The sequence below is a fragment of the Cellulosimicrobium sp. 72-3 genome, assembly GCF_013127315.1.
Taxonomy (GTDB): Bacteria; Actinomycetota; Actinomycetes; order Actinomycetales; family Cellulomonadaceae; genus Cellulosimicrobium; species Cellulosimicrobium funkei.
The window spans coordinates 272342-295985 of sequence record NZ_CP053419.1 but is presented as its reverse complement, the minus strand read 5'-3'; the positions used below and the strand labels follow the sequence as shown (position 1 = coordinate 295985).

Genomic DNA, 23644 nt, shown 5'->3' with positions numbered 1-23644 from the left:
GCTCACATCCGGAAGAGGCCGAACCGGTCACCGGTCCAGGTCTCGGCGAGGGGCGTGCGCGCGCACACGCCGAGGGCGAGGCCGAGCACGCGGCGCGTGTCGGCGGGGTCGATCACGCCGTCGTCCCACAGCCGCGCGGTCGCGTAGTAGGGGCTGCCGTGCTCGTCGTAGTCGGCGCGGATGCCGGCGGAGAACGCGGCCTCCTCGTCGGGGTCCCACGTCTCGCCGCGCGCCGCGAGCTGGTCGCGCTTGACGGTCGACAGCACGGACGCGGCCTGCGGGCCGCCCATCACGGAGATGCGGCTCGCGGGCCACGACCACAGGAAGCGCGGCGAGTACGCGCGCCCGCACATCGAGTAGTTCCCCGCCCCGAACGACCCGCCGACGATCACCGTGAGCTTGGGGACGCGCGTCGTCGCGACGGCCGTGACCATCTTGGCGCCGTCCTTCGCGATCCCGCCCGCCTCGGCGTCGGTGCCGACCATGAAGCCGGAGATGTTCTGCAGGAACAGCAGCGGGATGCCGCGCTGGTCGCACAGCTCGACGAAGTGCGCCCCCTTGAGCGCGGACGCCGAGAACAGCACGCCCTGGTTCGCGAGGATCCCCACCGGGTGCCCGTGGATGCGCGCGAAGCCCGTGACGAGCGTGTCGCCGTACTCGCGCTTGAACTCGTCGAACCGGCTCCCGTCGACGAGCCGGGCGATGACCTCGCGCGGGTCGTAGGGGGCCTGGACGTCGGCCGGGACGGCGGCGTACAGATCCTCCCCCGGGTCCTGTACGGCGGCACCTGCCACGCGTGGAGGCTCGCCGGGGGACACGTCCCACGCGGGCTCCGGGTCGGGCGGGAGCGTCGCGACGATGCGCCGCACGGTGTCGAGCGCGTCCTCGTCGTCGTCGGCGAGGTGGTCGACGACGCCGCTGCGACGCGCGTGCAGCTCGCCGCCGCCGAGCTCCTCCGCCGTGACCACCTCGCCGATCGCCGCCTTCACGAGCGGCGGCCCGCCGAGGAAGATCGTGCCCTGCCCGCGCACGATGACCGTCTCGTCGCTCATCGCGGGCACGTAGGCGCCGCCCGCCGTGCACGACCCGAGCACCGCGGAGATCTGCGGGATCCCCGCCGCCGAGAGGCGCGCCTGGTGGTAGAAGATTCGGCCGAAGTGGTCGCGGTCCGGGAACACCTCGGCCTGCCGGGGCAGGAACGCGCCGCCCGAGTCGACGAGGTAGACGCACGGCAGCCGGTTCTCCAGCGCGATCTCCTGCGCCCGCAGGTGCTTCTTCACCGTGAGCGGGTGGTACGTGCCGCCCTTCACGGTCGCGTCGTTGCACACGACCATGACCTGCCGCCCGCTCACGACGCCGATCCCGGCGACGACGCCCGCGGCCGGCCACGCGCCGTCGTCCACGCCGTACCCGGCGAGGGGCGCGATCTCCAGGAACGGGCTGCCCTCGTCGAGCAGGCGGTCGACGCGGTCGCGCGGGAGCAGCTTGCCGCGCGCCACGTGCCGGTCGCGCGCCGACGCCGGGCCGCCCCGCGCGACGTCCGCCGTGCGCTCGCGCAGCTCCTGCGCGAGCCCGCGCTGCGCGGCGTCGTTCGCCCGGGCCGCGTCCGACCCGGGCTCGACGGCGCTCGTCAGGCCGGTCACGCGACCACCTCCTGCCGGCTCCCGGCGAGGAGCGCGAGCGCCGGATCCTCCAGCAGCGCGCCCAGGTCGGCGAGGAAGCGCGCGCCCTGCTCGCCGTCGACCACGCGGTGGTCGAACGACAGGCTGAGCGTGACGACGTCGCGCAGCGCGACCTCGCCGTCGTGCTCCCAGGGCCGACGCCGCACCGCCCCCAGGCCGAGGATCGCCGCCTCGCCGGGGACGAGGATCGGGGTGCCCGCGTCGACGCCGAACACCCCGACGTTGGTGATCGAGATCGTCCCGCCGGTCAGGCGCTCGGGCGTCGTGCGGCCGTCGCGCGCGGTGGTCGTGAGGTCGGTCAGCGCGACGGCGAGGTCGGGCAGGTCGAGCGCCTGCGCGTCGGGCACGTGCGGCACGACGAGGCCTCGGTCGGTCGCGACCGCGATCCCCAGGTGCACCCGTCGGTGCCGCACGATCTCCGCCGAGCCGTCAGGGAGGTCGCGCCACGCGCTGTTGAGCGCGGGGTGGCGCGGCAGCACGAGGCACAGCGCGCGGGCCGCGAGCGCCAGCACGGTGATCCGCGCGCCGCGCGCGAGACGGTGGGTCCGCAGCCGTTCCAGGAGCTCGACGCTCCGCGTCACGTCCACCGTGAGGAACACCGTCGCGTGGGGCGCCGTGAACGCGCTCGCCACCATCGCCGCCGCGGTGTGCTTGCGCACGCCCCGCACGGGCACGACCTCCGCCTCGAGGCCGGCCGCGCGGTCGGCGGCCACGCCCGTCACCGCACCCGGCGCCGAGAGGGGAGAAGTGGCCCCTCGGCCGCGGTCCGGAGGGGCCACTTCTCGCTTCTCGCCGCTCGGTGCCCCCGGGCCGGCGGACGTCGCGGGGTGCGCGTGGTGCTCGTCACGCGGTCGGCGGGCGACGTCGCGATGGCAGCTCACCGCCGCGAGGACGTCCTCGCGCGTGATGAGCCCGTCGCGGCCGGAGCCCTCGACGCGGTCGATCCGCACGCCGAGCTTCTTCGCGAGCGCGCGCACCGGCGGCGTCGACCGGGGCCGCTCGCCGGTCACGGTGGTGCGGCGGGGCGCCTCGGCGACGTCGGGCGGTGAAACCTGGGTCTCAGTCACCGCCCGCCGGGGTCGACGCGCGGGCCGCCCGACCCGGTCGGGTCGGGCCCCGTAGCCGACGAGGTTCGGCTCAGGCGCGTCGGCGGGGTCGGCCAGGGTGGCGGCCGGGGCGGCTCCCACCCCGGCGACCGCCCCGACCAGGGCGGGGACGGCGTCGGGCACCCGGGCCGGGACCTCGGCGGACCCGGGCGCCGCGGCGCCGTCCGCCACGGGGGCGGCACCGCCGCCGGACACGGGGGCCGCGCCGTCGTCGACCTCGAAGGTGACCAGCGGCTCGCCGACGCTCACCGTCTGGCCCTCCTCGGCGTGGAGGGACGCGACGACGCCCGCGTACGGGGACGGGAGGTCGACGAGGGCCTTCGCGGTCTCGACCTCCGCGATGACCTGGTTGAGCTCGACGCGGTCGCCCGCGTGGACGTGCCAGCTGACGATGTCGGACTCGGTGAGGCCCTCGCCCAGGTCGGGGAGGCGGAACTCGCGCAGCGCCGTCATCGGGCCACCTCCGCGACGGGGCGCCCGGACGACGGCACGAACGGCTCGACGCGCCCCAGCACGCGGTCGACGCCGTCGAGGATGCGGTCGAGGTCGGGCAGGTAGTGGCCCTCGAGCTTCGCGGGCGGGTACGGCATGCCGTGGCCCGTGACCCGCACGGGCGGGGCCTCGAGGTACTCGAAGCAGCGGTCCGTCACGGTCGCGGCGATCTCCGCGCCGAGCCCGGCCTGGCGCGGGGCCTCGTGCGTGACGACGACCCGCCCGGTCTTGCGGACCGACGCCGCGACGGTGTCGTGGTCGATCGGCGACAGCGAGCGCAGGTCGACCACCTCGACGGAGACGCCGTCGTCCGACGCGGCGACGGCGGCGTCGAGCGCGGTCCCGACGAGGCCGCCCCACGTGACGAGCGTGACGTCGTGGCCCTCGCGCACGACGCGGGCCCGGTCCATGGGCGGCGGGTCGACGGGGTCGAGGTCGACCTCGCCCTTGAGGTGGTAGCGCCGCTTGGGCTCGAAGAAGATCACCGGGTCGTCGCACGCGACGGCCTGACGGAGCACGGTGTACGCGTCCTGGGGGTTCGCGACCGACACGACGCGCAGCCCGGCCGTGTGCGCGAACAGCGCCTCGGGCGACTCCGAGTGGTGCTCGGCCGCGCCGATGCCGCCGCCCACGGGGATGCGGATCGTGATCGGCAGGCGCACCTTCCCACCGGTGCGCGCGTGCATCTTCGCGAGCTGGGACAGGATCTGGTCGAACGCGACGAACACGAAGCCGTCAAACTGGATCTCGCACACCGGCCGGTAGCCGCGGTACGCGAGCCCGACGGCCGTCCCGATGATCCCGGACTCCGCGAGCGGGGTGTCGAGCACGCGCCGCGGTCCGAACTCCGCCTGGAGCCCGTCCGTCACGCGGTAGACGCCACCCAGGCGGCCGACGTCCTCGCCCATGACGACCACGCGGTCGTCGTCCGTCATCGCGCGGTGCAGCCCGGCGCCGAGCGCCTTCGCGAGCGTGAGGGTCGTCATCGCGCCTCCTCCCCGTCGAAGCCGGCGAGATAGTGCGCGTACTCCGCGCGCTCGCGGTCCAGCGCGTGGTGCGGCTCCGCGTAGACGTGGTCGAAGAGCGAGAGCGGCGGCGGGTCGGTGAGCGCGACGCACCCGGCGCGCAGCTCGGCGGCCGCCGCGTCGGCGACCTCCTGTACGTGCGCCGCGCCCGCGTCGTCGAGCACCCCGACGGCGCGCAGGTACGCCTCGAAGCGCGCGATCGGGTCGCGGCGCGTCCACTCCTCCACCTCGGCCGCGTCGCGGTAGCGCTTCGGGTCGTCGGCCGTGGTGTGCGGGCCCATGCGGTAGGTGACGGCCTCGATCAACGTGGGGCCGCCGTCGTGCCGGGCGCGGTCGAGGGCCGCGCGGGTCACGGCGAGCACGGCGAGGACGTCGTTGCCGTCGACGCGCACGCCCGGCAGTCCGAACCCGCGGGCGCGCTCCGCGAGCGGGACGCGCGACTGGAGCGCGACCGGCTCGGAGATGGCCCACTGGTTGTTCTGGCAGAAGAACACCACCGGCGAGCGGTACGTGGACGCGAAGACGAACGCCTCGTTCACGTCGCCCTGGCTCATCGCACCGTCGCCGAAGTACGACACCCCGACCGGCAGCCCGGCGGCGGCGTCGACGCGGCCGGCGTCGACGTCGTTCTGCACGCCCATCGCCCAGCCCGTCGCGTGCAGCGCCTGGGCGCCGATGATGACCTGCGGCGACGCCATGCCGATCGCGTACGGGTCCCAGCCGGAGACCGCGACGCCGCGCCACACGCGCACGAGGTCGACGAGCGCCGCGCCGCGCACCCGCGCGACGGCGTGCTCGCGGTAGGAGGAGAAGACGAAGTCGTCGTCGCGCAGCGCGCGCGCCGAGCCGACCTGCGCCGCCTCCTGGCCGAGGAGCGGCGGCCAGAGCGCGAGCTCGCCCTGCCGCTGGAGCGCCGTGGCCTCCGCGTCGATGCGACGCGCCACGACCATGTCCGTGTGGAGCCGCAGCAGCGCCGACCGGGCCGACGCGCGCGCGGCGTCGTCGGACGCCGTCGGGTCGAGGTCCGCGAGCCACCGGTCGAGGTCCGGGTCGCGGTGGCGGGTGCCGTCCTCGTCGAGCACGCGCAGGGTCGGCGTCGACCCGGGGCCCGGGTCGGGCGGGTCCTGCCGCGGCGCGTCCTTGCGCACGTCGCGCACCACGTTCTTCCGGTCTGCTCGTGCGTCGCGCGGGGTTGCCGCCCGGTGACCGTCGTACGCCTTCGGCGGGGTCGCCGCCGTCGGTCCGGTCCGCACCGCAGGTTCGCTGGGCATCGTCGCCACCTCACCTCGGGGAGCCGGTCCTCTCCGTCGAGGACCGAGGTAGGGGGAACGTAACCCGCGTCACGCACATGGCTCCACCGACGCCTGCCGCACCGTGCACTGTGACCGCTGTCACTCGGTTAGGGTGAGCACCATGCACAGCGCCGACGCTGTCGACCTCGACCTCCTGCTCGCGCTCGCCGACGACCCGCGGGCCACGATCGTCGCGCTCGCCGACCGGCTGCGGCTCTCCCGCAACACGGTCGCCGCGCGGCTCGCACGCCTCGAGGCCGAGGGCGCGTTCCTCGACCTCGACCGGCGCATCGACCCGCACGTGCTGGGACACCCCCTCACGGCGTTCGTCGAGGTGCAGCTCCGGCAGAAGGAGCTCGCGCGCATCGTCGACGACCTCGCGCGCATCCCCGAGGTCGTGCAGGCGTTCGGGCGCAGCGGCACCGCGGACCTGCGCGTCACCGTCGCGTGCCGCGACACGGACCACCTGTTCCGCATCGACGCCGCGATCCTCGCGATCGACGGCGTCGAGCGCACCGAGACGTCGCTCTCCATGGGCGAGCTCATCCCCTACCGGCTGCGGCCGCTCATCGAGAAGCAGCGCCGCGGACCGCGCTGACGGGGACGGTCAGCTGAAGCCGATCGCGCGCTGCGCGACCCGGTAGGCCAGGACCGTCACGCGCCGTCCCGCCGGACCGGGGAGGTTGGCGATCTGCCCGAGGCCCGACCAGCGCACCTGGTGGTAGAGCTGGGGGTCCTGGGCGCGCAGGCGCGACCAGAGCCGCTCCTTCTCCACGAGGCACGCGGGCGTCCCCGCGCGCACGAGCAGGATCGACGACACCGCGCAGATGATCTCCACGTAGTGCAGCAGGTAGCGGCGCAGCCGCCGGTCGGTCACCGGGGTCCGGGAGACGTGCTCGAGCATGAGCCAGTTGACGCGGAGCTGCTGGTCGAGCCGCTTGAGCATGACCGCCTCGTGCACGGACTGGTCCTCGCGGCCGATGAAGTACCGGTAGAGGTCGACGTCGAGGTAGTACAGCGTGCGGACGTGCGCGAGCGGCACCAGCGCGTATAGGTTGTCCACGTAGAACGTGTGCTCGGGGAGCCGCAGGCCCGCGTCGCGCAGCACCTGGGTCCGGTACATCAGCGCGTGCATCATCATGTACTGGCGCTTGGCGAAGCGGCGGGTCTGCGACCACGTGAGCACGCGCCCGCGCGGCAGCGCGCCGCGGTACCGGACGGCCGTCTTCACACGCTTGCCGACCTTCTCGTACACGAAGTTGCTCACCAGCAGGTCGACGGGCTCCCCGCCGGGGGTGCCGGCGTCCACGAACCGGCGCACGAACCCGCGCAGCGTCGCGAGTACCTGGGCGAGCGCGGCGCGGTCCACCCAGTCGTCGGCGTCCACGACCTTGAGGTACTCCCCGCGCGCGTGGTCGAGGCCGGTGTTGATCGCCGACCCGTGCCCGCCGTTGGCCTTGCGCAGCACGTGCACCTCGCCCGGGTACCGGTCCGCGTAGCCCTGGGCGAGCGCCGCCGTCCCGTCCGTGGAGCCGTCGTCGACGACGAGCACCTCCACCTCGGGACCGAACCCGACGAGCGAGTCGAGCGCGCGCGCCAGGTACGGCTCGGCGTTGAACGCCGGGACCACGACGGTCAGGAGCGGGGTCACGACGCACGCACCTCTCCGGCGTGCTCCGCCTCCGGCGCGGCCGGAGTCTCGGGCACCTGCTTGAAGATGACCTTGAAGATCGGGAAGAACACCCAGAACGAGATCGCGGCGTTGATGATCATCGTCGTGAAGTCCGCGAGGGTCTCACCGGCGCCGCCCAGGCCCCACGTGTCGATGAACAGCTCGTAGATCGGCGTCTTGTACAGGCCCTGCGCGGCGGCCGCCGCGATCGAGATGACGACGTACGCGATGGTGTACCAGAGCGCGGCCTTCGCGACCGACGAGTTCGACTTGAACGTGATGGTGCGCTGAGCGAAGAAGTTGATCACCTGCGCCACCAGCAAGGTGATCTGCACGGCGAGGAAGTATGCCAGCCCCCCGCCACCGCCCGGGAGCGGACCGGCGGCGTAGTCGAACACGTAGAACGTCGACCCGTCCGGGTTCGTCCCGACCGGCCAGACCTGGAACGCGACGTCGACCAGGGCGGTCATGCCGAAGACCCACTTGATGAGGGGCATGAGCGCGAGCTGCAGCACGGTGATGCCGTTGCTCAGCACGAGGAACACGACGAACTGCGCGGTCCCCGGTCGCTTCTCGGAGAACCGGCGCCAGGCGTCGCGGAGGCGGGTGAGCATGGGTGTTCCCTTTCGAGCGGGTCAGGCGTCGCCGCGCAGCGCGCGGGCGGTACGACGGTCGGCACGGCGGTTGCGGACGAACCCGCGCACGACGGCGCCGGTGCCGCGGAAGAAGTGGCCGTTGACGATGCGGACGATGCCGTCGACCATCGCGTCGTCGACCATGCCGCCGGTCATCTTCCCGATGGCGCGGAACGGCATGTTGAGCAGGAAGAGGACGTTGAGGTCCGGCGCGCCCTTGCGGTCCGCCGCGTCGCGCCGCCAGGACAGGACCCGGAACGCGAGCCGGGCGAGGGGCGAGCGCGCGTCGGCGAGGCGCGAGAGCGGGTCGTTCACACCGAGCACCCCGGACCACACCGCGGTCGGGACCGGTCGGCCGAGGAGCGCCGCGAACTGCGCGTCCGACACGTCGTGGACGCGTCCGGTGCGGTACGGCTCGGGCAGGTCGTCCTCGGTGCGCGGAGGCACCGTGCCGTCGAGCTCGACCGTCGCGCGCAGCGGGAGGTCGTCGACGTGGGAGCCGACGAGCACCGACCAGGCACCCTGCTCGACCTGCCACGCCCCGGTCGCCACGTCCCAGTGCCGGAACGCCGCGTCCCCGAGGGGGACGGTGACCGTGCGCGACTCGCCCGGGTCGAGCTCGACGCGCGTGAACCCCGCGAGGGTGCGGTCCGGGCGGTGGACGCCCGGCGTCTCCCGACGCACGTAGACCTGCACGACGTCCGCCCCCGCGACGGGTCCGGTGTTGGTGACCGTGACCGTCACCCCGACGGCTCCCGCGTCCGCGTCGACCACGAGGTCGGAGTGCGCGAACGTCGTGTACGACAGCCCGAAGCCGAAGGGGAACGCGACCGGGACGTCGGCGCTCGTGTAGTAGCGGTAGCCGACGTACAGGCCCTCGCGGTAGACGGCGGTGCGCCCGGTGGCGGGGAACGACGCGGCGGTCGGGGTGTCCGCGAGCCGCACGGGCAGCGTCTCGGCGAGCCGCCCCGACGGGTTGACGGCGCCGGTGAGCACGTCGAGGACGCCCCCGGCGCCGGCCTGCCCCCCGAGGTAGCCGTGCACGAGCGCACGAGCCGCGCCGAGCCACGGGGTGGAGATCGCGCCCCCGCCCGCGAGGACCACGACGGTCGCGGGGTTGACCGCGGCCACGGCCTCGAGCACCTCGACCTGCGCCGGGTGCAGCGCGAGCGTCGTGCGGTCCAGACCCTCCGACTCGGCGATCTCGTCGAGGCCGAGGAACAGCAGCACCGCGTCCGCGCCCTGCGCGGCCGCGACCGCCTCCTCGCGCAGCGCGGCGTCGGGCATGCCGTCCCGACGGAAGCCGGGGGCGAACGTCGTCAGCTCGAGCCCCGAGCCCTCGATCACGTCGAGCACGCTGTCGAGGCGCGTCGGGTTGACCGCGGACGACCCGGAGCCCTGGTAGCGCGGGGTGCGCGCGAAGTCGCCGACGACCGCGACCCGCGTCCCCGCGGCGAGCGGCAGGAGCGCGTCCTCGTTCTTGAGCAGCACCGCCGAGCGCGCCGCGACCTCGCGGGCGAGCGCGTGGTGGGCCTCGGCGTCGACGGCCGGGGCGGTGCCCGGCTCGCGGGCCGCGGCGACGAGCCGCAGCACCTCCTCGGCGCGCGCGTCGAGGTCGGCCGCGTCGAGGCGGCCCGACCGCACGGCGTCGACGAGCCGGCGCGCCGAGCCCAGGCCGGCCGCCGGCATCTCGAGGGTGCCACCGGCCGCCGCCGCGGCGACGACGTCGTTCGAGCCGCCCCAGTCGGAGACGACGGCGCCGTCGAACCCCCACTCCCGGCGCAGGACCTGGGTGAGGAGGAACGGGTCCTCGTGGGCGTAGACGCCGTTGACGAGGTTGTACGACGACATGACCGTCCGGGGCCGGGCCTCCGCGACGACGATCCCGAACGCCGAGAGGTAGACCTCCCGGAGCGTGCGCTCGTCGACCACGGAGTCCGAGACCATGCGGCGCAGCTCCTGGGAGTTCACCGCGAAGTGCTTGGGGCACGCGGCGACGCCGTGGGACTGGATCCCGCGCACGTAGCCGGCGGCCATGCGGCCCGCGAGCAGCGGGTCCTCGGAGAAGTACTCGAAGTTGCGCCCGCCGAGCGGCGACCGCTTGATGTTGAGGCCCGGGCCGAGCAGCACGTCCACGTCCTGCGCCGCGGCCTCGGCGCCGAGCGCGGAGCCCACGCGCTCGGCCAGCCCGACGTCCCACGTGTTCGCCACGGCGGCCGCCGTCGGGAAGCACGTGGCCTCCTGCGAGGCCGCGATGCCGAGGTGGTCGGCCGCCCCGAGCTGCTTGCGGACGCCGTGCGGGCCGTCGGCCAGCCAGAGGGAGCGGACGCCGAGCCGCGGGAGGTCGTGCGTCTCCCACACGGTCTTCCCCGTCAGTAGGGCCGCCTTCTCCAGGAGCGTCAGGCTCGCGGTCGGGACGACGGCGGTCGTCGTCCCCGGGGTCGCGGCCGTCTCGCCGGCCGCGGCGGTGGTCTCGCCGTGGAGCTGCACGGTGCTCTCCTTGCGTGGTCGTGGGGTCGTGCGGGGTGCGTCGGGGCGGTCCCGGGCAGGCCGGGGCCGGCCGTCGGCGGTGCGCCGCGGACGGCGGCTGGTCGGGCGCGGGGACCCGGTGCCGGGCGGCGGTCCGGGCCCCGGCGTCGGGCCGGCGGTGGTGGGCGCCACCGGCCCGACGGCGCCGGGTGCCGGGCCTCCCGGACGGTCGCCCGCCCGGGAGGCCCGTGGTCACCGGCTACCGGGCGGCGGGGACCGCCGGCTCGGAGGCGGGTGCGGCGACCTCCTCGGCCGCCGACCGGTGCCGGCGGACGCGCCGGACCACGAGGAAGGCGCCGACCAGGACGAGCAGCCCGAGCAGGACCGACACGCCGATCTGGACGTAGACCCAGGTGGGCGGCGTGTAGGTGACCGTCGCGCCGGGGGCGAGCCCGTTCATGGCGTTCGAGTTGGCCACCGTGAACAGGATGTTGTGGGTCGCGTTCCGGATGTCCGTGACGGCCTTCGCGGACGTCGTGTCGCCGAACGACTTCGACGGCTGGAAGGTGAGCGTCAGGTCCGTGCCCCCGTCGAGGCCCTCGTTGGGGTTCATGTACGGGTACAGGTTGAAGTCCGTGATCGCGAAGCCCTCGAAGCCCCACTCCCCGCGCAGCACGTCCGTCATGAGCGGCTTCGAGCCGCCCGTCCACGTCGCGCCGATGCGGTTGAACGAGCTCATGATGCCGAGCGCCCCGACCGTCGTCTCCTCGATCGTGCCCTCGTCGTCCGCGATGTAGCGGACGTCCAGGGAGACGTCCTTGATCGCGAGCTCGAACGGCTTGAGGTAGATCTCGCGGATCGTCTGCTCGGTCGCCCAGGTCGCGGGGCCGTTGTCGACGCGGTTCGTCTCCTGCTCGTTGAGCGCGAAGTGCTTGAGCATCGTGTAGACGCCCTTGCTCGCCGCGCCGTTCGACACGGCGGCGGCCATGCGGCCCGAGAGGAGCGGGTCCTCCGAGTAGTACTCGAAGTTGCGGCCGCCGAACGGCGAGCGGTGCAGGTTCACCGCGGGCGCGTACCAGCCGTTGAGCCCCTTCTGCAGGGCCTCCTCGCCGATCATCGTGCCCATCGCGGTGCCGAGGTCGACGTCCCACGTCTGCGCGATGAGCACCTCGGACGGGTAGGCGACGCCGTTGATCGACGAGTTGATGAAGGACGAGAAGCCCGCCGGGCCGTCCGGCTCGACCGTCTGCGGCTTGGCGATCGAGGCGATCGCGGCCGTCTGGTACGCGCCGTTGAGGAGCATGTCCGTCATGTCGCCGACCGTCAGGGAGTCGAGCAGCTCCTCCCACCGCGGGTCGTCCTTGGGCAGGCCGCGCAGGTCGACGAGCGTCAGGTCGGAGCGCTCGCCCGTCGCCGGCATCTCGCCGTCGAACGCGGCGGCCTCGGCCTCGTGGTCCCAGGCGGCGAAGCCCTCCTGGGTGGCCTCGTCCGCGACCGACTGCTCGGCCGTCGGGGCCTGCGGGAACGTGCCCGCGAAGTCGGCGCGGGACATCGGGACGACCGTGCCGTCCGCGCCGTCGGCGCTGAAGCGCGCGGAGACGTCGTCGAACCGGTTCGTCACCTCGGCGAGGTCCGACGCGCGGTGCTCCTCGCCCGTGTACACGACGTCGGACGCGACCGGGTAGGTGATCGGCTCGGTGCCCGCCGCGACGGTGTGGGAGTCGGTGCGCAGGCTGAGCGTGTAGTCGCCCGCCTCCAGGACGTACGCCTTCGCGCCCAGGTGGTCGTAGGACGCCATGTCCTCGACGGCGAGCTCGAGGGTCACCGTCTCGCTCGCACCCGGCGCGATCGTCCCGGTCTTGGCGAAGTCGCCGAGGACGACCTCGGACTTCTCGATCCCGCCGGGCGTGTACGGCGCGGAGTAGTAGAGCTCGACGACGTCACGGCCGGCGACGGTGCCCGTGTTCGTCACCTCGACCGTGACCGCGACGGTCCCGTCGACGTCGCCCGCCTCGGTGCCCGTGACCGCCCACGCGAAGTCGGTGTAGCTCAGGCCGTAGCCGAACGGGTAGACCACCGCGTCGTCGTAGTCGATGAAGCCCTCGGCCGCAGCGGTCTCGTAGTAGCGGTACCCGACGTAGATGCCCTCGCTGTAGTTCACGAACGGCGCGTTGCTCGTGACGGTCGCGTTGGACGTCGCCTTCTCGACCGCCGAGACGGGGTAGGACGCCTCGACGTTCGAGTAGAAGAAGCTCCCGAAGTTGGCGAACGTCGGGTCGGCCGTGAAGTCGGCGGCCCACACGTCGACCGTGCGGCCGGACGGGTTGACCTCGCCCGTGAGGACCGACCCCAGGGCGTTGAAGCCGGTGGCGCCGGGCGAGCCCGCGAGGAGGATCGCGTCGACCTCCGGGTCGGCCTGCAGCTCGCCGAGCTCCAGGGTCGTGGACGCGTTGACGACCACGACGACCTTCTCGAAGCTCGACTTCGCGAGCGCGATCAGGTCCTTCTCGTCCTTGTTCAGCTCGAGCTGGTGCTGACCGGGCTCGGCGTGGTCGTCCCAGCCGGTCATGTCGCGCGTGAGGTCGCCGCCCTCGCCGCCGGGGCGGCCGATCGTGACGATCGCGGCGTCGCCGAACTCGGCGAACGTCCCGGACCGGGCCTCGTAGTCGCCGACGGGCAGCTCGCCGACGGAGTAGCTCGACGCGTCGGGGTTGTCCATCTCGATGTGGCCGCGCGGGTTCTCCGCCGCGAACGCCTCGATCGAGGCGTAGACCTCGTCGTTGACCGTGAGGCCCGCGTTCTCGAGGCCCCCGCGGACGGTCACGGCCGAGTTCGTGTCGACCGAGCCGGAGCCCGAGCCGCCGAACACCGGGTCCGCGGACGCGCGGCCCAGCATGGTCACGCGGGCGTCGGGCGTCAGGGGCAGCGCGCCGGCCTCGTTCTTCGCGAGGACGATGCCGCCGGCCGCGATCTCCTCGACGAGGGCCTTCGCGGCCTCGTCGACGGACTCCTGGCTGTCGTGCTCGGCCGTGTAGTACGCGGTGTCCCAGCCCGAGGACTCCTCGGAGTTGGTGAACGTGTAGGTGCCGGACCCGAGCTGGGACGCGACCCAGCCGCCCGCGACGTTGAGCGCGACGTTCGCGACGACGACGAGCACGGTCACCGTCGCGAGCACGGGGACCCAGATCCACAGGAACTTCTTGTTCGACATCGGTGTCCTGGCACCGTCGGCGTTCTTCGCCCTGGCGTTCACTGCATTCCTCCTCGAGTGCGGCCCGTTCCTCAGGCTAGGAGCGGGGTACGGCGCCGCCCGCCGCGGCTGCACGATCGGTCGTTTCTGCGGCACGGACGGTCGTCCGTGCTCGACCCGTGCCGTCCGGTGCCCCCGCCGTCCGCCTCGCCGTCCGCCCGGCGAGGCGGGCGGGGAGGCGGACGGCGGGGAGCGGTGCGGCTACTCCCCGGCCGGGGTGATGGTGCCGTCCTGGTCGATCTGCCACGTCTCGCCGGTCTCGGCGGAGTCGGCCTCGATCGTGTACTTCCCGTCCTTGATGTCGACCGTGCCCTGGACGCGCGAGGCGGCGTCGGAGGGGACGAACGGCACCACGAGGAGGCCGTACTTGACCGTCGGCTCCTTGACGTCGCTGGCGAGCATGATCTGCGCCCAGCTGTCGTCCTCCGCGAGCGCGTCGGCGACCGCCGTGCGCGCGTTCTCGAGGTCGGTCGCCACGTCGACGTCGGTCGCCTGGCTCTCGGACGACGACGGCCCGGCGGCGGAGTCGTCGCCGCTCCCGCACGCCGTCAGCCCGAAGGCCCCCGTGACGGCGACGAGCAGCCCGATCCCCGTGGTCAGCGCCTTGTTCCGCTTCACTTCCTGCTCCTTGGTTCGTTCGTGCCGCGGGCCCACCCCGCGGCCTGGTCGGGGCCGGACGGCGCCGGACGGGCGCCGTCCGCCCCGGGCGGGCGGCCGCTCGTGCGACCGCCCGCCCGTGCGGTCCGTCAGTCCGTGATCGGCCCGCCGTAGCTCAGCCCGAAGCCGTAGTCGTAGGCGTTGCCCGCGGCGTCGGTGTAGGGCGTCATGTCCTTCGCGACGTCCTCCTGCTGCGCCTCGACCGTGTCCATGTCCTTCGGGAACTGGACGGGCAGGCGGCCCTGGGGCTCGTGGAGGCCGAGCACGACCTCGAGGAGCGCCTGGTCGCTCGTGCCGAAGCCGACGACGATCGCGTCGGACGCGGCCTCGAACTCGGCCGGGACGACCGGGTTGGTCGCCTTGAGGACGGTGACGACCGGGATGTCCTTGCCGGTCGCCTCGACGGCCGCCACGGCGCGCTCGAACGCGTCGAGGTCGGACTCGTTCGCGATCTTCGACGTGCTCCCGAAGTAGGAGCGGTTCTGGCGCGTGCCGTCCGGGAGCAGGTCGCCGGAGATCGAGGTCTGGCGCACGTTCGGGCCGTCCGCGGTGTACGGGCGGTACTGCAGCGACAGCGGGTACCAGGTGTCGTTCTCGAGGTCGTGCCCGATGTTCGAGAACGTGCCGCCGTTGTCCGGGCTGTCCATGCCGACGAGCACGAGGTCGACGTCCGACAGGTCGGGAGCGGTGTAGCTCGTGACCTTGTCGTCGGCGTCCGTGACGGCCTCGTCGGTGAGCACGGTGCCGAAGTACTGCTCGGCGACCTCGAGGTCGATCCCGGCGCCCTCGGTGTACTCGCCCGGGCCGAACGAGCTCGCGAAGCCGGTGTTGTAGCTGCGCGGGATGTAGACCGTCTTGTCCTTCCACGCCTCGGCGTCCGCGGCGGTGACCGTCTCGCCGTCGTTCTTCAGCAGGACCACCGAGTCGAGCTGCGCCGCGTAGCCCGCGTCGACCTTGTCGTCGCTCGCCAGGACCGCCGTGGACTCGTCGAGGTCCAGGTACGCGTTCTCGTACAGGCCCGGGTTGAAGAACATCGTGAGGATGCGCGCGCCGGACTCGCGGAAGCGCGTGTCGGCGTCGACGTCGTTCGTGCCGGCCTCGAAGTCGGCCTGCCACATCTCGTGGGCCGCGAGGACCGGCGCGACGTCGTTGTTGCCGCCGAACATGTCGTGCCCGGTCTTGAGGATCTCGTAGTGGCGCTGCTCCTTGGTGAGGTCCTCGGCGCCCCAGCCGGTCGCGATGACCGCGCCCTCGTCGTTCATCCCGGTCGTGACGCCCCAGTCGGTGACGACGACGCCCTGGTAGCCGTTCTCCTCGCGGAGCAGGTTCATGCGCGTGTCGTCGTACGCCGTGCCGACGCGCTCGCCGAACAGCGGCTCGCCCGCGCCGTCGAGCGCGATCGAGTACGCCGACATGACGGCCGCGGAGTCGAGCGACCCGAGGAACGCCTCGGTGTGCGCGTCGAAGTTGCCGCCCGGGTAGACGCCGTACTTGCCGGCGTCGGTGTGGGCCTCGCGGCCGCCCTCGCCGGGGCCGTCGCCCGCCCAGTGCTTGATCATCGCGTTGACGGACTCGGGGCCCCAGCCGTCCTGGCCGGTCGTGCTCTGGTAGCCGTCCACGTAGGCGGCGGCCAGCTCCGTGTTCTGCTCGACGTCCTCGCCGAACGTGCCGCCGACGCGCAGCCACCGCGGCTCGGTCGCGAGGTCGATCTGCGGGCTCAGGGCCGTCGTGATCCCCAGCGCGCGGTACTCGGCGGAGGACATCTCGGCGAAGTTGTCCATGTGCTCGACGTCGAACGTCGCGGCGAGGCCGAGGTTCGACGGCCACCGCGAGATGTCGGCGCCCTCGGCGTTGTAGCCGCCGGAGCCCGCGGTCGAGCGCGGGTCGGAGGCGAAGTTCACCGGGACGTAGGGCTCGTCCGCGGTCGCGAGCGACTCGGCGTAGGCCTGCATCTCGTTGGCCCACGTGACGGTCGCCTCGACGTCGCTCGGGCCCGCGTGCAGGACGTTGCGCAGGTGGGAGTCCGTCAGGTACTCCTTCTGGGCGTCCGTGAGGCCGTCGGCCTGCGACCGCTCGTGCGAGCTGAAGAGCATGAGCCCCGCGATCTGCTCGATCGTGAGCTCCTCGGCGAGGGCCGCCGCGCGCTCCTCGGCCGGCTCGCGCCAGTCCTCCCACGTGTCGAGCGTCCCGTTCGCGTTCATGTCCTTGAACGCGAGCTCCTGGCCGTCGACCTCCTCGGTGAGGAGCTCGACCGCGCTGTCCTTGCCGTAGGAGAGCGTGGGCCCGTCGCCCGGGTTGTCGACGACCACGAAGGACGTGGTCCCGTCCGTGACCTCCCGGGTCGTGAACGCGTCGGCCGCGCTCTCGTCGTCCGTGGTGCCCGCCGTGCATCCCGCCGCGGCCACGAGCGCGAGGCTCGCGAGCGCCGCCGCTCCCTTGACGCGGCCCGCCCGGTTGTCGCGGTGTCCCGCCGTTGTCGTTGTCTTCATCGACCTTCCCTTGTCGTCTCCGCGCCCACCCGCTCCGCACCGACCCCGGCGACCCACCCGGAGGCGCGTGCGTGGCGCAGCGAGCTCTGCGAACCCGTCGAGGCCCGGGACGTCGTGGTCCCTGAGCCGCGCCGTCACGCTATGGACGCGGCGGACGGCGGGGGCGGCCGGGTGCACGAACCGTCGCTTTGCGTCCACGAACGGTCGTCGAGGTCACGGCGGGGTCACGGTGAGCGGGTCCCAGGTCCCGCCCGGACGGGTCGTCCGGCGGCCTCCGGGGCGGCGGTCCGTGCGGCGGTCCGCGCAACTCCGGGCCGGGGTCCGTGGCCGCGGGGCGCGGGTCTACGCCGGGTGCGTGGCCGACGCCGCCTGCCGCGGCGAGCCCGTGGGCGGACGGTCCTCCGGCATGGGCAGCAGGACGCGCAGGAGGAACCAGCGGTCCTCGGTGTTCACGGTCATCGACCCGCCGTACTTCTCCGCGGTGTACCGGATGGACTTGAGCCCGTACCCGTGCCGGGTGCGGTCGGCGCGCCGGGTGACGATGTCCCCGCCCTCGGTGCGGAGCTCGCCGGAGAAGTAGTTCTCGACCGTGAGCAGCACGAAGCGGTCGCGCGCGTAGACCGCGACCTTGATGATCCGCCGCTCCGGGTCTGGCACGGCCATGACGCCGTCGATCGCGTTGTCCAGGGCGTTGCCGAACACCGCGGCGACGTCCATCGCGGACATGAAGTCGAGCAGGGCGCCGTCGACCACGCACGTGAGGTCGATGTCCCGCTCCGCACACTCCTGGCTCTTGGTCGTGAGGATCACGTCGAGCACGCCGTTGCCGGTGTCGGCCTGCCGGGCGTGGCCGGAGATGCTGGCCTCCAGGTGGTCGAGGTAGGACGCGCGCCGGCCCGGGTCCGCCTCGGCGCGGATCACCCCGATCTGGTGCTTGAGGTCGTGGTACTTGCGGTGGACGATCTGCATGTTCCGCTTCGACTGCAGGTACTGCTCGTGCTGCCGGCGCAGCATCTCGTCGATGGCGCGCACCTCGGACCGCGCCTGGTGCTGGAGCCGTTGGCCCTGCTGGGCGTAGAGGGCGACGAACCCGCACAGGTCGACGAGCGTGCGGATGTAGAAGATCTCGAGCCCGAGGCGTCCGCTGAACGGCGTGTTCGCGTTGAGGAAGCTGATGTTGCTCATGAAGAACGTGACGAGCGCGATCGCGACCGCCGACGCGAGCTCGCCGACCGTGACGTCGAGCTCCTGGTCGGGGCGGAAGTGGCGGGACTCGACGACGTACGCGACCCCGTACCCCACCGCGTACACGAGGACGAAGAACGCGACCTGCCAGGCCGTGCCGGGTCGGCCGTCGGGCAGGAAGAAGAAGCAGTGGACCTGCCAGTGCAGCGCCGCCACGAGCTCGGCGAGCACGAGCGCGCGCGCCGCGAAGTACCCCGCGTCGCGCGCCGAGACGCGCGCCGCCGCGACGATGAACCCGTACATGCACGCGACCGCGGCGGCCATCCCGACGGTCCACAGCTGGCGCGGCAGCAGGTCGGCGAGCGCCTGCACCCCGACCTGCGCGGCGAGGGCGGCGACGGCGAGCGCCACGAGCCGGGCCCGCGGCAGGCGCCGTCGGCGCAGGAGCACGTAGACCAGGCACGCGAGCCACTCCGCGAGGCCTGTCAGCGCGCGCGGGATGTCGGGCAGGGTCGCCATGAGGTCGGTCGCGGCGCTCATGCCCGTCGCGCCCCGAGGTAGTCGGTGAGGGCCGCGAGGAACGCCTTCTTCCGCGCCCGGCTGATGAGCAGGTCGTGCCCGCCGACCAGGAGCACGCTGCTGCCCTGGACCGCGAGCACGTGCCGCAGGTTCACGAGGTAGCCGCTGTTGCTCCGGAAGAAGTCCCGGCCCTCCAGCTGGGCCTCGAGCGCCTTGAGCGGCCCGACGACGGAGTGCCTCCCGTCCACCGTGTGCACGGTGGTGCGGTGCTTCGCGCTCTCGAGGAACACGATGTCGTCGGTCGCGACGCGGGCCAGGCCGCCGTCGACCGCGAGAAGGAGGTAGTCGGCCGACCGCCGTCGGAGCCGGGCCACGGACCGCTTGAGCTCCTGGGAGAACGCGAAGTACCGCAGCGGCTTGAGCATGTAGCTCAGCGCGTCGACCTCGTACCCCTTGATCGCGTGCTGGGTCATGTTGGTGATGAAGATCAGGACGACGTCCGCGTCGACCTGGCGGATGCGCCGGGCGGCGCTGAAGCCGTCGAGGTTCGGCATCTCGACGTCGAGCAGCAGGATGTCGAAGTCCGGCCGGTACCCGGTGACCACCTGCTCGCCGTCGGCGAAGAGCGCGACGGCGAACTGCTCGCCGTGCTCCTGCTCGTAGCGTCGCAGGTACTCCACGAGCAGCGCGCTGCTCGCGGGGTCGTCCTCCACGATGCCGATCCTGATCACGATGCCGTTCTCCAGGGACTGCGCCCCCGGGGCGCGGCCCGACGACCGGACACCTCCGTGTGCCGTCGCGGCCTCGCCCCCGCCTACGTTGCCGATGAGCCCGCCGTCGTGCGGCGGATCCCGAACATTATGGGCCACCCGGCGGAGAAACGGGCCACCCGGTAGGGATTTCGGTCAGCGCAGGTCCCGGACGTACGCGGCGGCGCCGTCGTACGCGGCGATCCGCCGCTCGTAGTACGTCGCGATGATGAGCAGCAGGCCGCCCGCCGCGGCGAGCGTGAGCATCCACGGCCCGGCGGAGATGCGCGTGCCGAGCTGCGAGACGAACACCACGAGGATCTCGACCGGCAGCACGGCGACGCCCAGCAGGAACGGCGCCGCGAGGTGCTTGCGCGTCCCGACGAGGACCGCCGCGAGCGCGAGCACGACGACGAGCATCGCGCGCCACGTGCGCGCGTCGGTGTACGTCGCGAGCACCGACGGCCCGACGAGCGCGAGGAGCCCGGGCGCGAGGGTGCGCCACGACCCGACGACGCCGACGGGCCAGCCGCCGAGGGGCCGGGCCGTGCGCGCGGGCGCTGCCGGGAGACCGCTCGGTCCGCTCGGGACCGTGCCCGCCGTGCCCGCGGTTCCCGCCGTGCTCGTCGTGCTCGTCGTGCCCGCGGTGCCCGCCGCGAGCGCGAGGTAGCCCGCGACGAGGAGCCCGGCGCCGAGGGGCAGGGAGAAGACCTCGACGCGCAGCTCGCGCGGCGACCACGCACCGATCGCGGCGACGAGGGCGAGCAGCCACAAGAACCACGCGGGCGGGAGGTCGAGCCGCCCGCGCACGGCGCGACGCACTCCCACCACGAGCACCGCGAGCAGCGCGACCTCAACGAGCCAGACCGTCGCGATGACGCCCCACACGGGTCGCACGTTCGCGACGGCGCCGACCACCACGAGCGTCAGGGCGGGCGCGACGGCCCAGCGCCGCGCCGCCGCGGCGGCACGACCCGACGCCGCGCGCGCCGCGACGAGCCCGGCACCGAGCGCCACGCCGCCCGCCGCGAGCGCCCACGCGAACCCGAGGACGAACAGCGCACCACCGCCGGGCACGTGCGCGACGTGCAGCGACTCCACCGTCCCGGCGACCGCGGCGAGCACCGCGGCCCCGGCGAGCCGGAGCGCACCGGCACGCCGCCACGCGCTGCGGGTCGTCGCGGCCGGGGCGACGCCGCCCTCCGTCGTCCCCTGCCGGAGCAGCACCGCACCGGCCACCGCCACCGCACCGGCGACGACGAGCAGCGACGCGCGGACGTCGCCCGCGCCCGGGGCCGCGCCCAGGACGAGCACCGACGGCACGACGAGCAGCACGAGACCCGCGCCCGCGAGCTCCCACCAGCGCCGCGCACGACGGGCGAGGAGCGCGCCCACGACGACGGCGGCGACCGCGGGCGGCGCGGTGTACGCCTCGACGAGCCCGACCTCGGCGGCCGCGAGCGCCGTCCACAGCGCCGCGGTGCCGAGGACGGCGGCGAGCCACCACTCCCCCCGCCGGTCGCGGTCGCGCGCGGCGAGCCCTGCGCCGACGGCGAGCAGGAGCAGCACGGCGACGGCGATCGTCGGCCCCGCGGCGGGGCGCCCGTAGGCGAGCCCGACCGCGATGGCCCCCGTCACGGCCGCGCTCGCCTCGATGGCGACGCGGCCGGCGCCGAGGTCGAGCCGTGCCGCGAGCGGCCGGGCCCCCGCGAGCGCCGCCGCGACGAGCACGGCGACGACGGGCAGGACGACGGGCGAGCCGCTGCCCGGGAGCACGAGCGCGCCCGCGCTCACCACGGCGACGGCCGCCGTCGGGAGCACGAGGGCCGCGGCGAGGACGCGCAGCGCCGTCACCGAGCCCGGGCGCCGGGAGCCGACGAGCACGACCTCGAGCGCGAGCATCGCGAGGCACGCCGCGACGGACCAGGTGCTGCGCTCGTCCACGACGGTGAGCACGCCCAGCCCGAACGGCACGGCCGTCACGCCGAGGACCGCCCACCACGAGTCCCGGTCGACGCGCGGCGCGAGCGTCACCGCGAGCGCCGCGAGCGAGGCGACGCCGGACACCCCGCACAGCACGGCGACCGTCCCGGCGCCGCTCCACGCGAGCGTCACCCCGAGCACGAGCAGCGCGTACCCGTACGCGACCCCGACGAGGGGCGCGTGCAGGGCGCGCGGCGCGGCGGCGCGCGCCGCGAGGAGGAGCAGGCCGACGACGACGGCCCCGGCGGTCGCCGTCGGGCGCGCGACCCAGGACCCGGCGACGAGGAGGACGAGCGCGAGGACCGTGCCCGCGACGGCGGCGGCGTGCGCGGCCCGCCGCTCGGACCGGCCGACGGGCAGCAGACCGTGGCGGACGGCGGTGCGCGGGCCGGGCACGAGGCGCCCGACGGGGCGCAGGGCGCGTCCCAGCCCGCGCCGGACGGCGCGCACGACGGCCCCGGGCGACGGGGCGCCCGCGGCGGCCGCCGCCGAGCGGTCGGTCCCCGCGGGCGCGGCGGCCGGGGCCGTCCGCGCCGTCGCGACGAGCAGCACCGCGACGAGCAGCGCGAGCAGGACGAGCGACGTGACGCCCGCGAGCCGCGGGTCGAGCACGAGGGTGAGGACGAGCACGAGCGCCGCCCAGGGCGCGAGCGCGCGCCCGGTCACGACGAGCGGCGCCGTCCCGAGCCGCGGCGCCCCACCGAGGAGGGGCGCGGTCCGCGGCGTGCGCAGCGGGAGCCGGGCCGCGACGAGCAGGACGACGAGCACGGAGAGGAGACCGACGAGCGTGCCGTCGAGCAGCGTCGCGCCGACGGTCCCGGGCGCCGTGCCCTCGCCCGCCAGCCCGGCGGACAGGACGCCCACGCCCAGCGGCGCGGCGTCGAGCACGGCGCTCGTCCCCGCGGTCGGGGTCACGAGCACCTCGGCGGCCCGCAGGCCCGCGAGCGCGAGGGCCGGGCCCGCCATGACGAGCACGACGACGGCGCCCCCGAGCAGCGCGTCGGAGCGCCCGATCGGCGGGACCGGCACCCGGAGCACCCCCGCCGACACGCGGCGGCCGGTGAGCACCAGCACGACGACCCACGCGAGCGCGCCGAGCGCGGGCGCGAGGCCCACGAAGCCGACGCCGTCACCCGTGCCGAGCAGCGCGCCGGCGAGCACCGCCGCGGCGCCGCCGACCGCGTACCAGCGCCGCTCGCCCGTCGTGACCCGGAGCAGCGTCGCGACGAGCGCCGCCCCGAGCGCGACGAGCGCCGCACCCGCTCCCCCGGGCAGCCCCGGCGGCGCGGCGACGGTGAACCCGACGAGGACCGCGAGGAGCACGGCGACCGTGCGCACGACGCCCAGGAACCCGCGCTCCGCGCCGAGGGTGCCGCCCACGCGCGCGCCCGCCGCCGCGGCGACGGGGCCGGCGACCGCCGTCAGGCACGCCGTCACGAGGAGCGCGACCGCCCAGCCCCACGACGCCTGCGCCGCGGGCGCCGCGACCAGCGGCACGAGAGGACCGAGCACGACGGCGCCCGTCACCCAGGCCCGGACGCGCGCCCGCTCGCCCACGACGCCGAGGCCGACGAGCACGACGGCGAGCAGCGTCGCGCGCGCCGCGGCGGCACCCACCGGGTCGAGCGCCCACGCGCTGAGCGCGAGCTCGACGTCGACCAGCGCGAGCACCACGGCCAGCGCCGCGACGGCCTCCGCGGACGACCGCAGTCCGCGCGACCGCAGGAGCACCGCGGCACCGACCGTGAGCGCGGTGACCACCCCGGTGACGAGGGCGCGCAGGGCCAGGTCGTCGGCGAACGTGAAGAACACGAAGACGACGGCGGCCACGGCGAGCAGCCCGGCCCCCGCCCCGGCGAGGACGGGCTGGAGGCCGACGGACCGCGCGGGGGCCGCACCCGGACCGACGCCACCGGCGCGCGCGCCCGCAGGCCCCGGCACAGGTACTGGCACAGGCACGACCGGGCCGGCCGTTCCGGGACGCGCCGGCCCACCCGGTCCGGCCACGGGCGACAGGGTCGACGAGCGAGGCCCCGCCGCGCCGCGCCCGGCCGTGTCGAGCGGGCGCATCGGCGGCGGGCCCGCCGGGGTCCCCCAGCCGCCGCCCGCTGCTGCGCCGGGCCGACCACCGGGCCGGATGCCGGGGAGCATGCCGGGCGGGGGCGCGACGGCGGCACGGGCGGCCCACGCGGCCGCCTCGGGCTGGGCGGCCCGGAGCGTGTCGAGGGCGGTCTGGCGCCGCCGGAGCGCGTCGGCCGCGTCGGTCGACGCCGCCGCCACCTCGAACGCGAGCGGCCCGACGAGGTCGAGCAGGCACCGGTCGCACCGCGACGACCGCAACGGCGCGGCGCACGCGGGGCAGGAACGCGTCTCGGGGAGTCGCGCCAGCGCGACGTCGACCCACGGCTCTCTCATGACGGACATCCTGGCGAACCTGTG

Annotated in this window: 14 protein-coding genes; 1 reads left to right on the top strand and 13 read right to left on the bottom strand. The window is 74.5% G+C overall.

Features of this window, described 5'->3' with window-relative positions:
- Positions 1 to 2: 2 nt before the first annotated feature.
- The 4 genes from HKK73_RS01400 to HKK73_RS01385 are packed head-to-tail and all read right to left on the bottom strand — an operon-like array spanning position 3 to position 5576.
- Positions 3 to 1643: a carboxyl transferase domain-containing protein gene (locus tag HKK73_RS01400; RefSeq protein WP_171467264.1), complete on the bottom strand. Its 1641-nt coding sequence runs from the start codon at positions 1641 to 1643 to the stop codon at positions 3 to 5.
- Positions 1640 to 3241 (bottom strand): dihydrolipoamide acetyltransferase family protein, encoded by a 1602-nt coding sequence (locus HKK73_RS01395; RefSeq protein WP_171467263.1) that lies wholly within the window; start codon positions 3239 to 3241, stop codon positions 1640 to 1642. The genes HKK73_RS01400 and HKK73_RS01395 overlap by 4 nt, the downstream gene beginning before the upstream one ends.
- Complete coding sequence (locus HKK73_RS01390) at positions 3238 to 4266, bottom strand: alpha-ketoacid dehydrogenase subunit beta (protein WP_021483500.1); 1029 nt, start codon at positions 4264 to 4266, stop codon at positions 3238 to 3240. Before HKK73_RS01390 ends, HKK73_RS01395 begins: the two co-directional genes overlap by 4 nt.
- On the bottom strand, positions 4263 to 5576 hold the full coding sequence (locus HKK73_RS01385) for a thiamine pyrophosphate-dependent dehydrogenase E1 component subunit alpha (protein ID WP_171467262.1): 1314 nt from the start codon (positions 5574 to 5576) through the stop codon (positions 4263 to 4265). The genes HKK73_RS01390 and HKK73_RS01385 overlap by 4 nt, the downstream gene beginning before the upstream one ends.
- 142 nt (positions 5577 to 5718) lie before the next feature.
- Between HKK73_RS01385 and HKK73_RS01380 the strand changes: the two genes are divergently transcribed.
- The gene (locus tag HKK73_RS01380) at positions 5719 to 6195 is read left to right on the top strand and encodes an Lrp/AsnC family transcriptional regulator (RefSeq protein WP_021482549.1); all 477 of its coding nucleotides are present in this window, start codon (positions 5719 to 5721) and stop codon (positions 6193 to 6195) included.
- Between the two features lie 9 nt (positions 6196 to 6204).
- Here HKK73_RS01380 and HKK73_RS01375 read toward each other — a convergent pair whose 3' ends face one another.
- The 9 genes from HKK73_RS01375 to HKK73_RS01335 form a co-directional block, all read right to left on the bottom strand.
- Positions 6205 to 7248 carry a glycosyltransferase family 2 protein gene (locus HKK73_RS01375; RefSeq protein WP_171467261.1) on the bottom strand — a complete coding sequence of 348 codons (1044 nt, stop codon included), beginning with the start codon at positions 7246 to 7248 and terminating at the stop codon, positions 6205 to 6207.
- On the bottom strand, positions 7245 to 7883 hold the full coding sequence (locus tag HKK73_RS01370) for a hypothetical protein (RefSeq protein ID WP_043658912.1): 639 nt from the start codon (positions 7881 to 7883) through the stop codon (positions 7245 to 7247). The genes HKK73_RS01375 and HKK73_RS01370 overlap by 4 nt, the downstream gene beginning before the upstream one ends.
- 21 nt (positions 7884 to 7904) lie before the next feature.
- Positions 7905 to 10394: a glycoside hydrolase family 3 C-terminal domain-containing protein gene (locus tag HKK73_RS01365; RefSeq protein ID WP_171467260.1), complete on the bottom strand. Its 2490-nt coding sequence runs from the start codon at positions 10392 to 10394 to the stop codon at positions 7905 to 7907.
- Positions 10395 to 10632: 238 nt separating this feature from the next.
- Complete coding sequence (locus HKK73_RS01360; RefSeq protein ID WP_253705737.1) at positions 10633 to 13626, bottom strand: glycoside hydrolase family 3 C-terminal domain-containing protein; 2994 nt, start codon at positions 13624 to 13626, stop codon at positions 10633 to 10635.
- Positions 13627 to 13824: 198 nt separating this feature from the next.
- The gene (locus HKK73_RS01355) at positions 13825 to 14241 is read right to left on the bottom strand and encodes a hypothetical protein (RefSeq protein WP_021482261.1); all 417 of its coding nucleotides are present in this window, start codon (positions 14239 to 14241) and stop codon (positions 13825 to 13827) included.
- Between the two features lie 128 nt (positions 14242 to 14369).
- Complete coding sequence (locus HKK73_RS01350) at positions 14370 to 16769, bottom strand: glycoside hydrolase family 3 N-terminal domain-containing protein (protein ID WP_085386799.1); 2400 nt, start codon at positions 16767 to 16769, stop codon at positions 14370 to 14372.
- 342 nt (positions 16770 to 17111) lie between these two features.
- Positions 17112 to 18494, bottom strand: a complete 1383-nt coding sequence (locus HKK73_RS01345; protein ID WP_171467259.1) for an ATP-binding protein — start codon at positions 18492 to 18494, stop codon at positions 17112 to 17114.
- Entirely contained in the window at positions 18491 to 19204 is a 714-nt protein-coding gene (locus HKK73_RS01340; RefSeq protein ID WP_031317155.1) for a LytTR family DNA-binding domain-containing protein, read from the bottom strand. The genes HKK73_RS01345 and HKK73_RS01340 overlap by 4 nt, the downstream gene beginning before the upstream one ends.
- 174 nt (positions 19205 to 19378) lie before the next feature.
- Complete coding sequence (locus HKK73_RS01335) at positions 19379 to 23620, bottom strand: SCO7613 C-terminal domain-containing membrane protein (RefSeq protein WP_171467258.1); 4242 nt, start codon at positions 23618 to 23620, stop codon at positions 19379 to 19381.
- Positions 23621 to 23644: the final 24 nt, after the last annotated feature.

Excerpts from the sequence above, each read along its gene's own strand:
- HKK73_RS01395 (WP_171467263.1), bottom strand. The coding sequence starts at position 3,241 with ATGACGGCGCTGCGCGAGTTCCGCCTCCCCGACCTGGGCGAGGGCCTC.
- HKK73_RS01390 (WP_021483500.1), bottom strand. The coding sequence starts at position 4,266 with ATGACGACCCTCACGCTCGCGAAGGCGCTCGGCGCCGGGCTGCACCGC.
- HKK73_RS01385 (WP_171467262.1), bottom strand. The coding sequence starts at position 5,576 with ATGCCCAGCGAACCTGCGGTGCGGACCGGACCGACGGCGGCGACCCCG.
- HKK73_RS01380 (WP_021482549.1), top strand. The coding sequence starts at position 5,719 with ATGCACAGCGCCGACGCTGTCGACCTCGACCTCCTGCTCGCGCTCGCC.
- HKK73_RS01370 (WP_043658912.1), bottom strand. The coding sequence starts at position 7,883 with ATGCTCACCCGCCTCCGCGACGCCTGGCGCCGGTTCTCCGAGAAGCGA.
- HKK73_RS01350 (WP_085386799.1), bottom strand. The coding sequence starts at position 16,769 with ATGAAGACAACGACAACGGCGGGACACCGCGACAACCGGGCGGGCCGC.
- HKK73_RS01345 (WP_171467259.1), bottom strand. The coding sequence starts at position 18,494 with ATGAGCGCCGCGACCGACCTCATGGCGACCCTGCCCGACATCCCGCGC.
- HKK73_RS01335 (WP_171467258.1), bottom strand. The coding sequence starts at position 23,620 with ATGAGAGAGCCGTGGGTCGACGTCGCGCTGGCGCGACTCCCCGAGACG.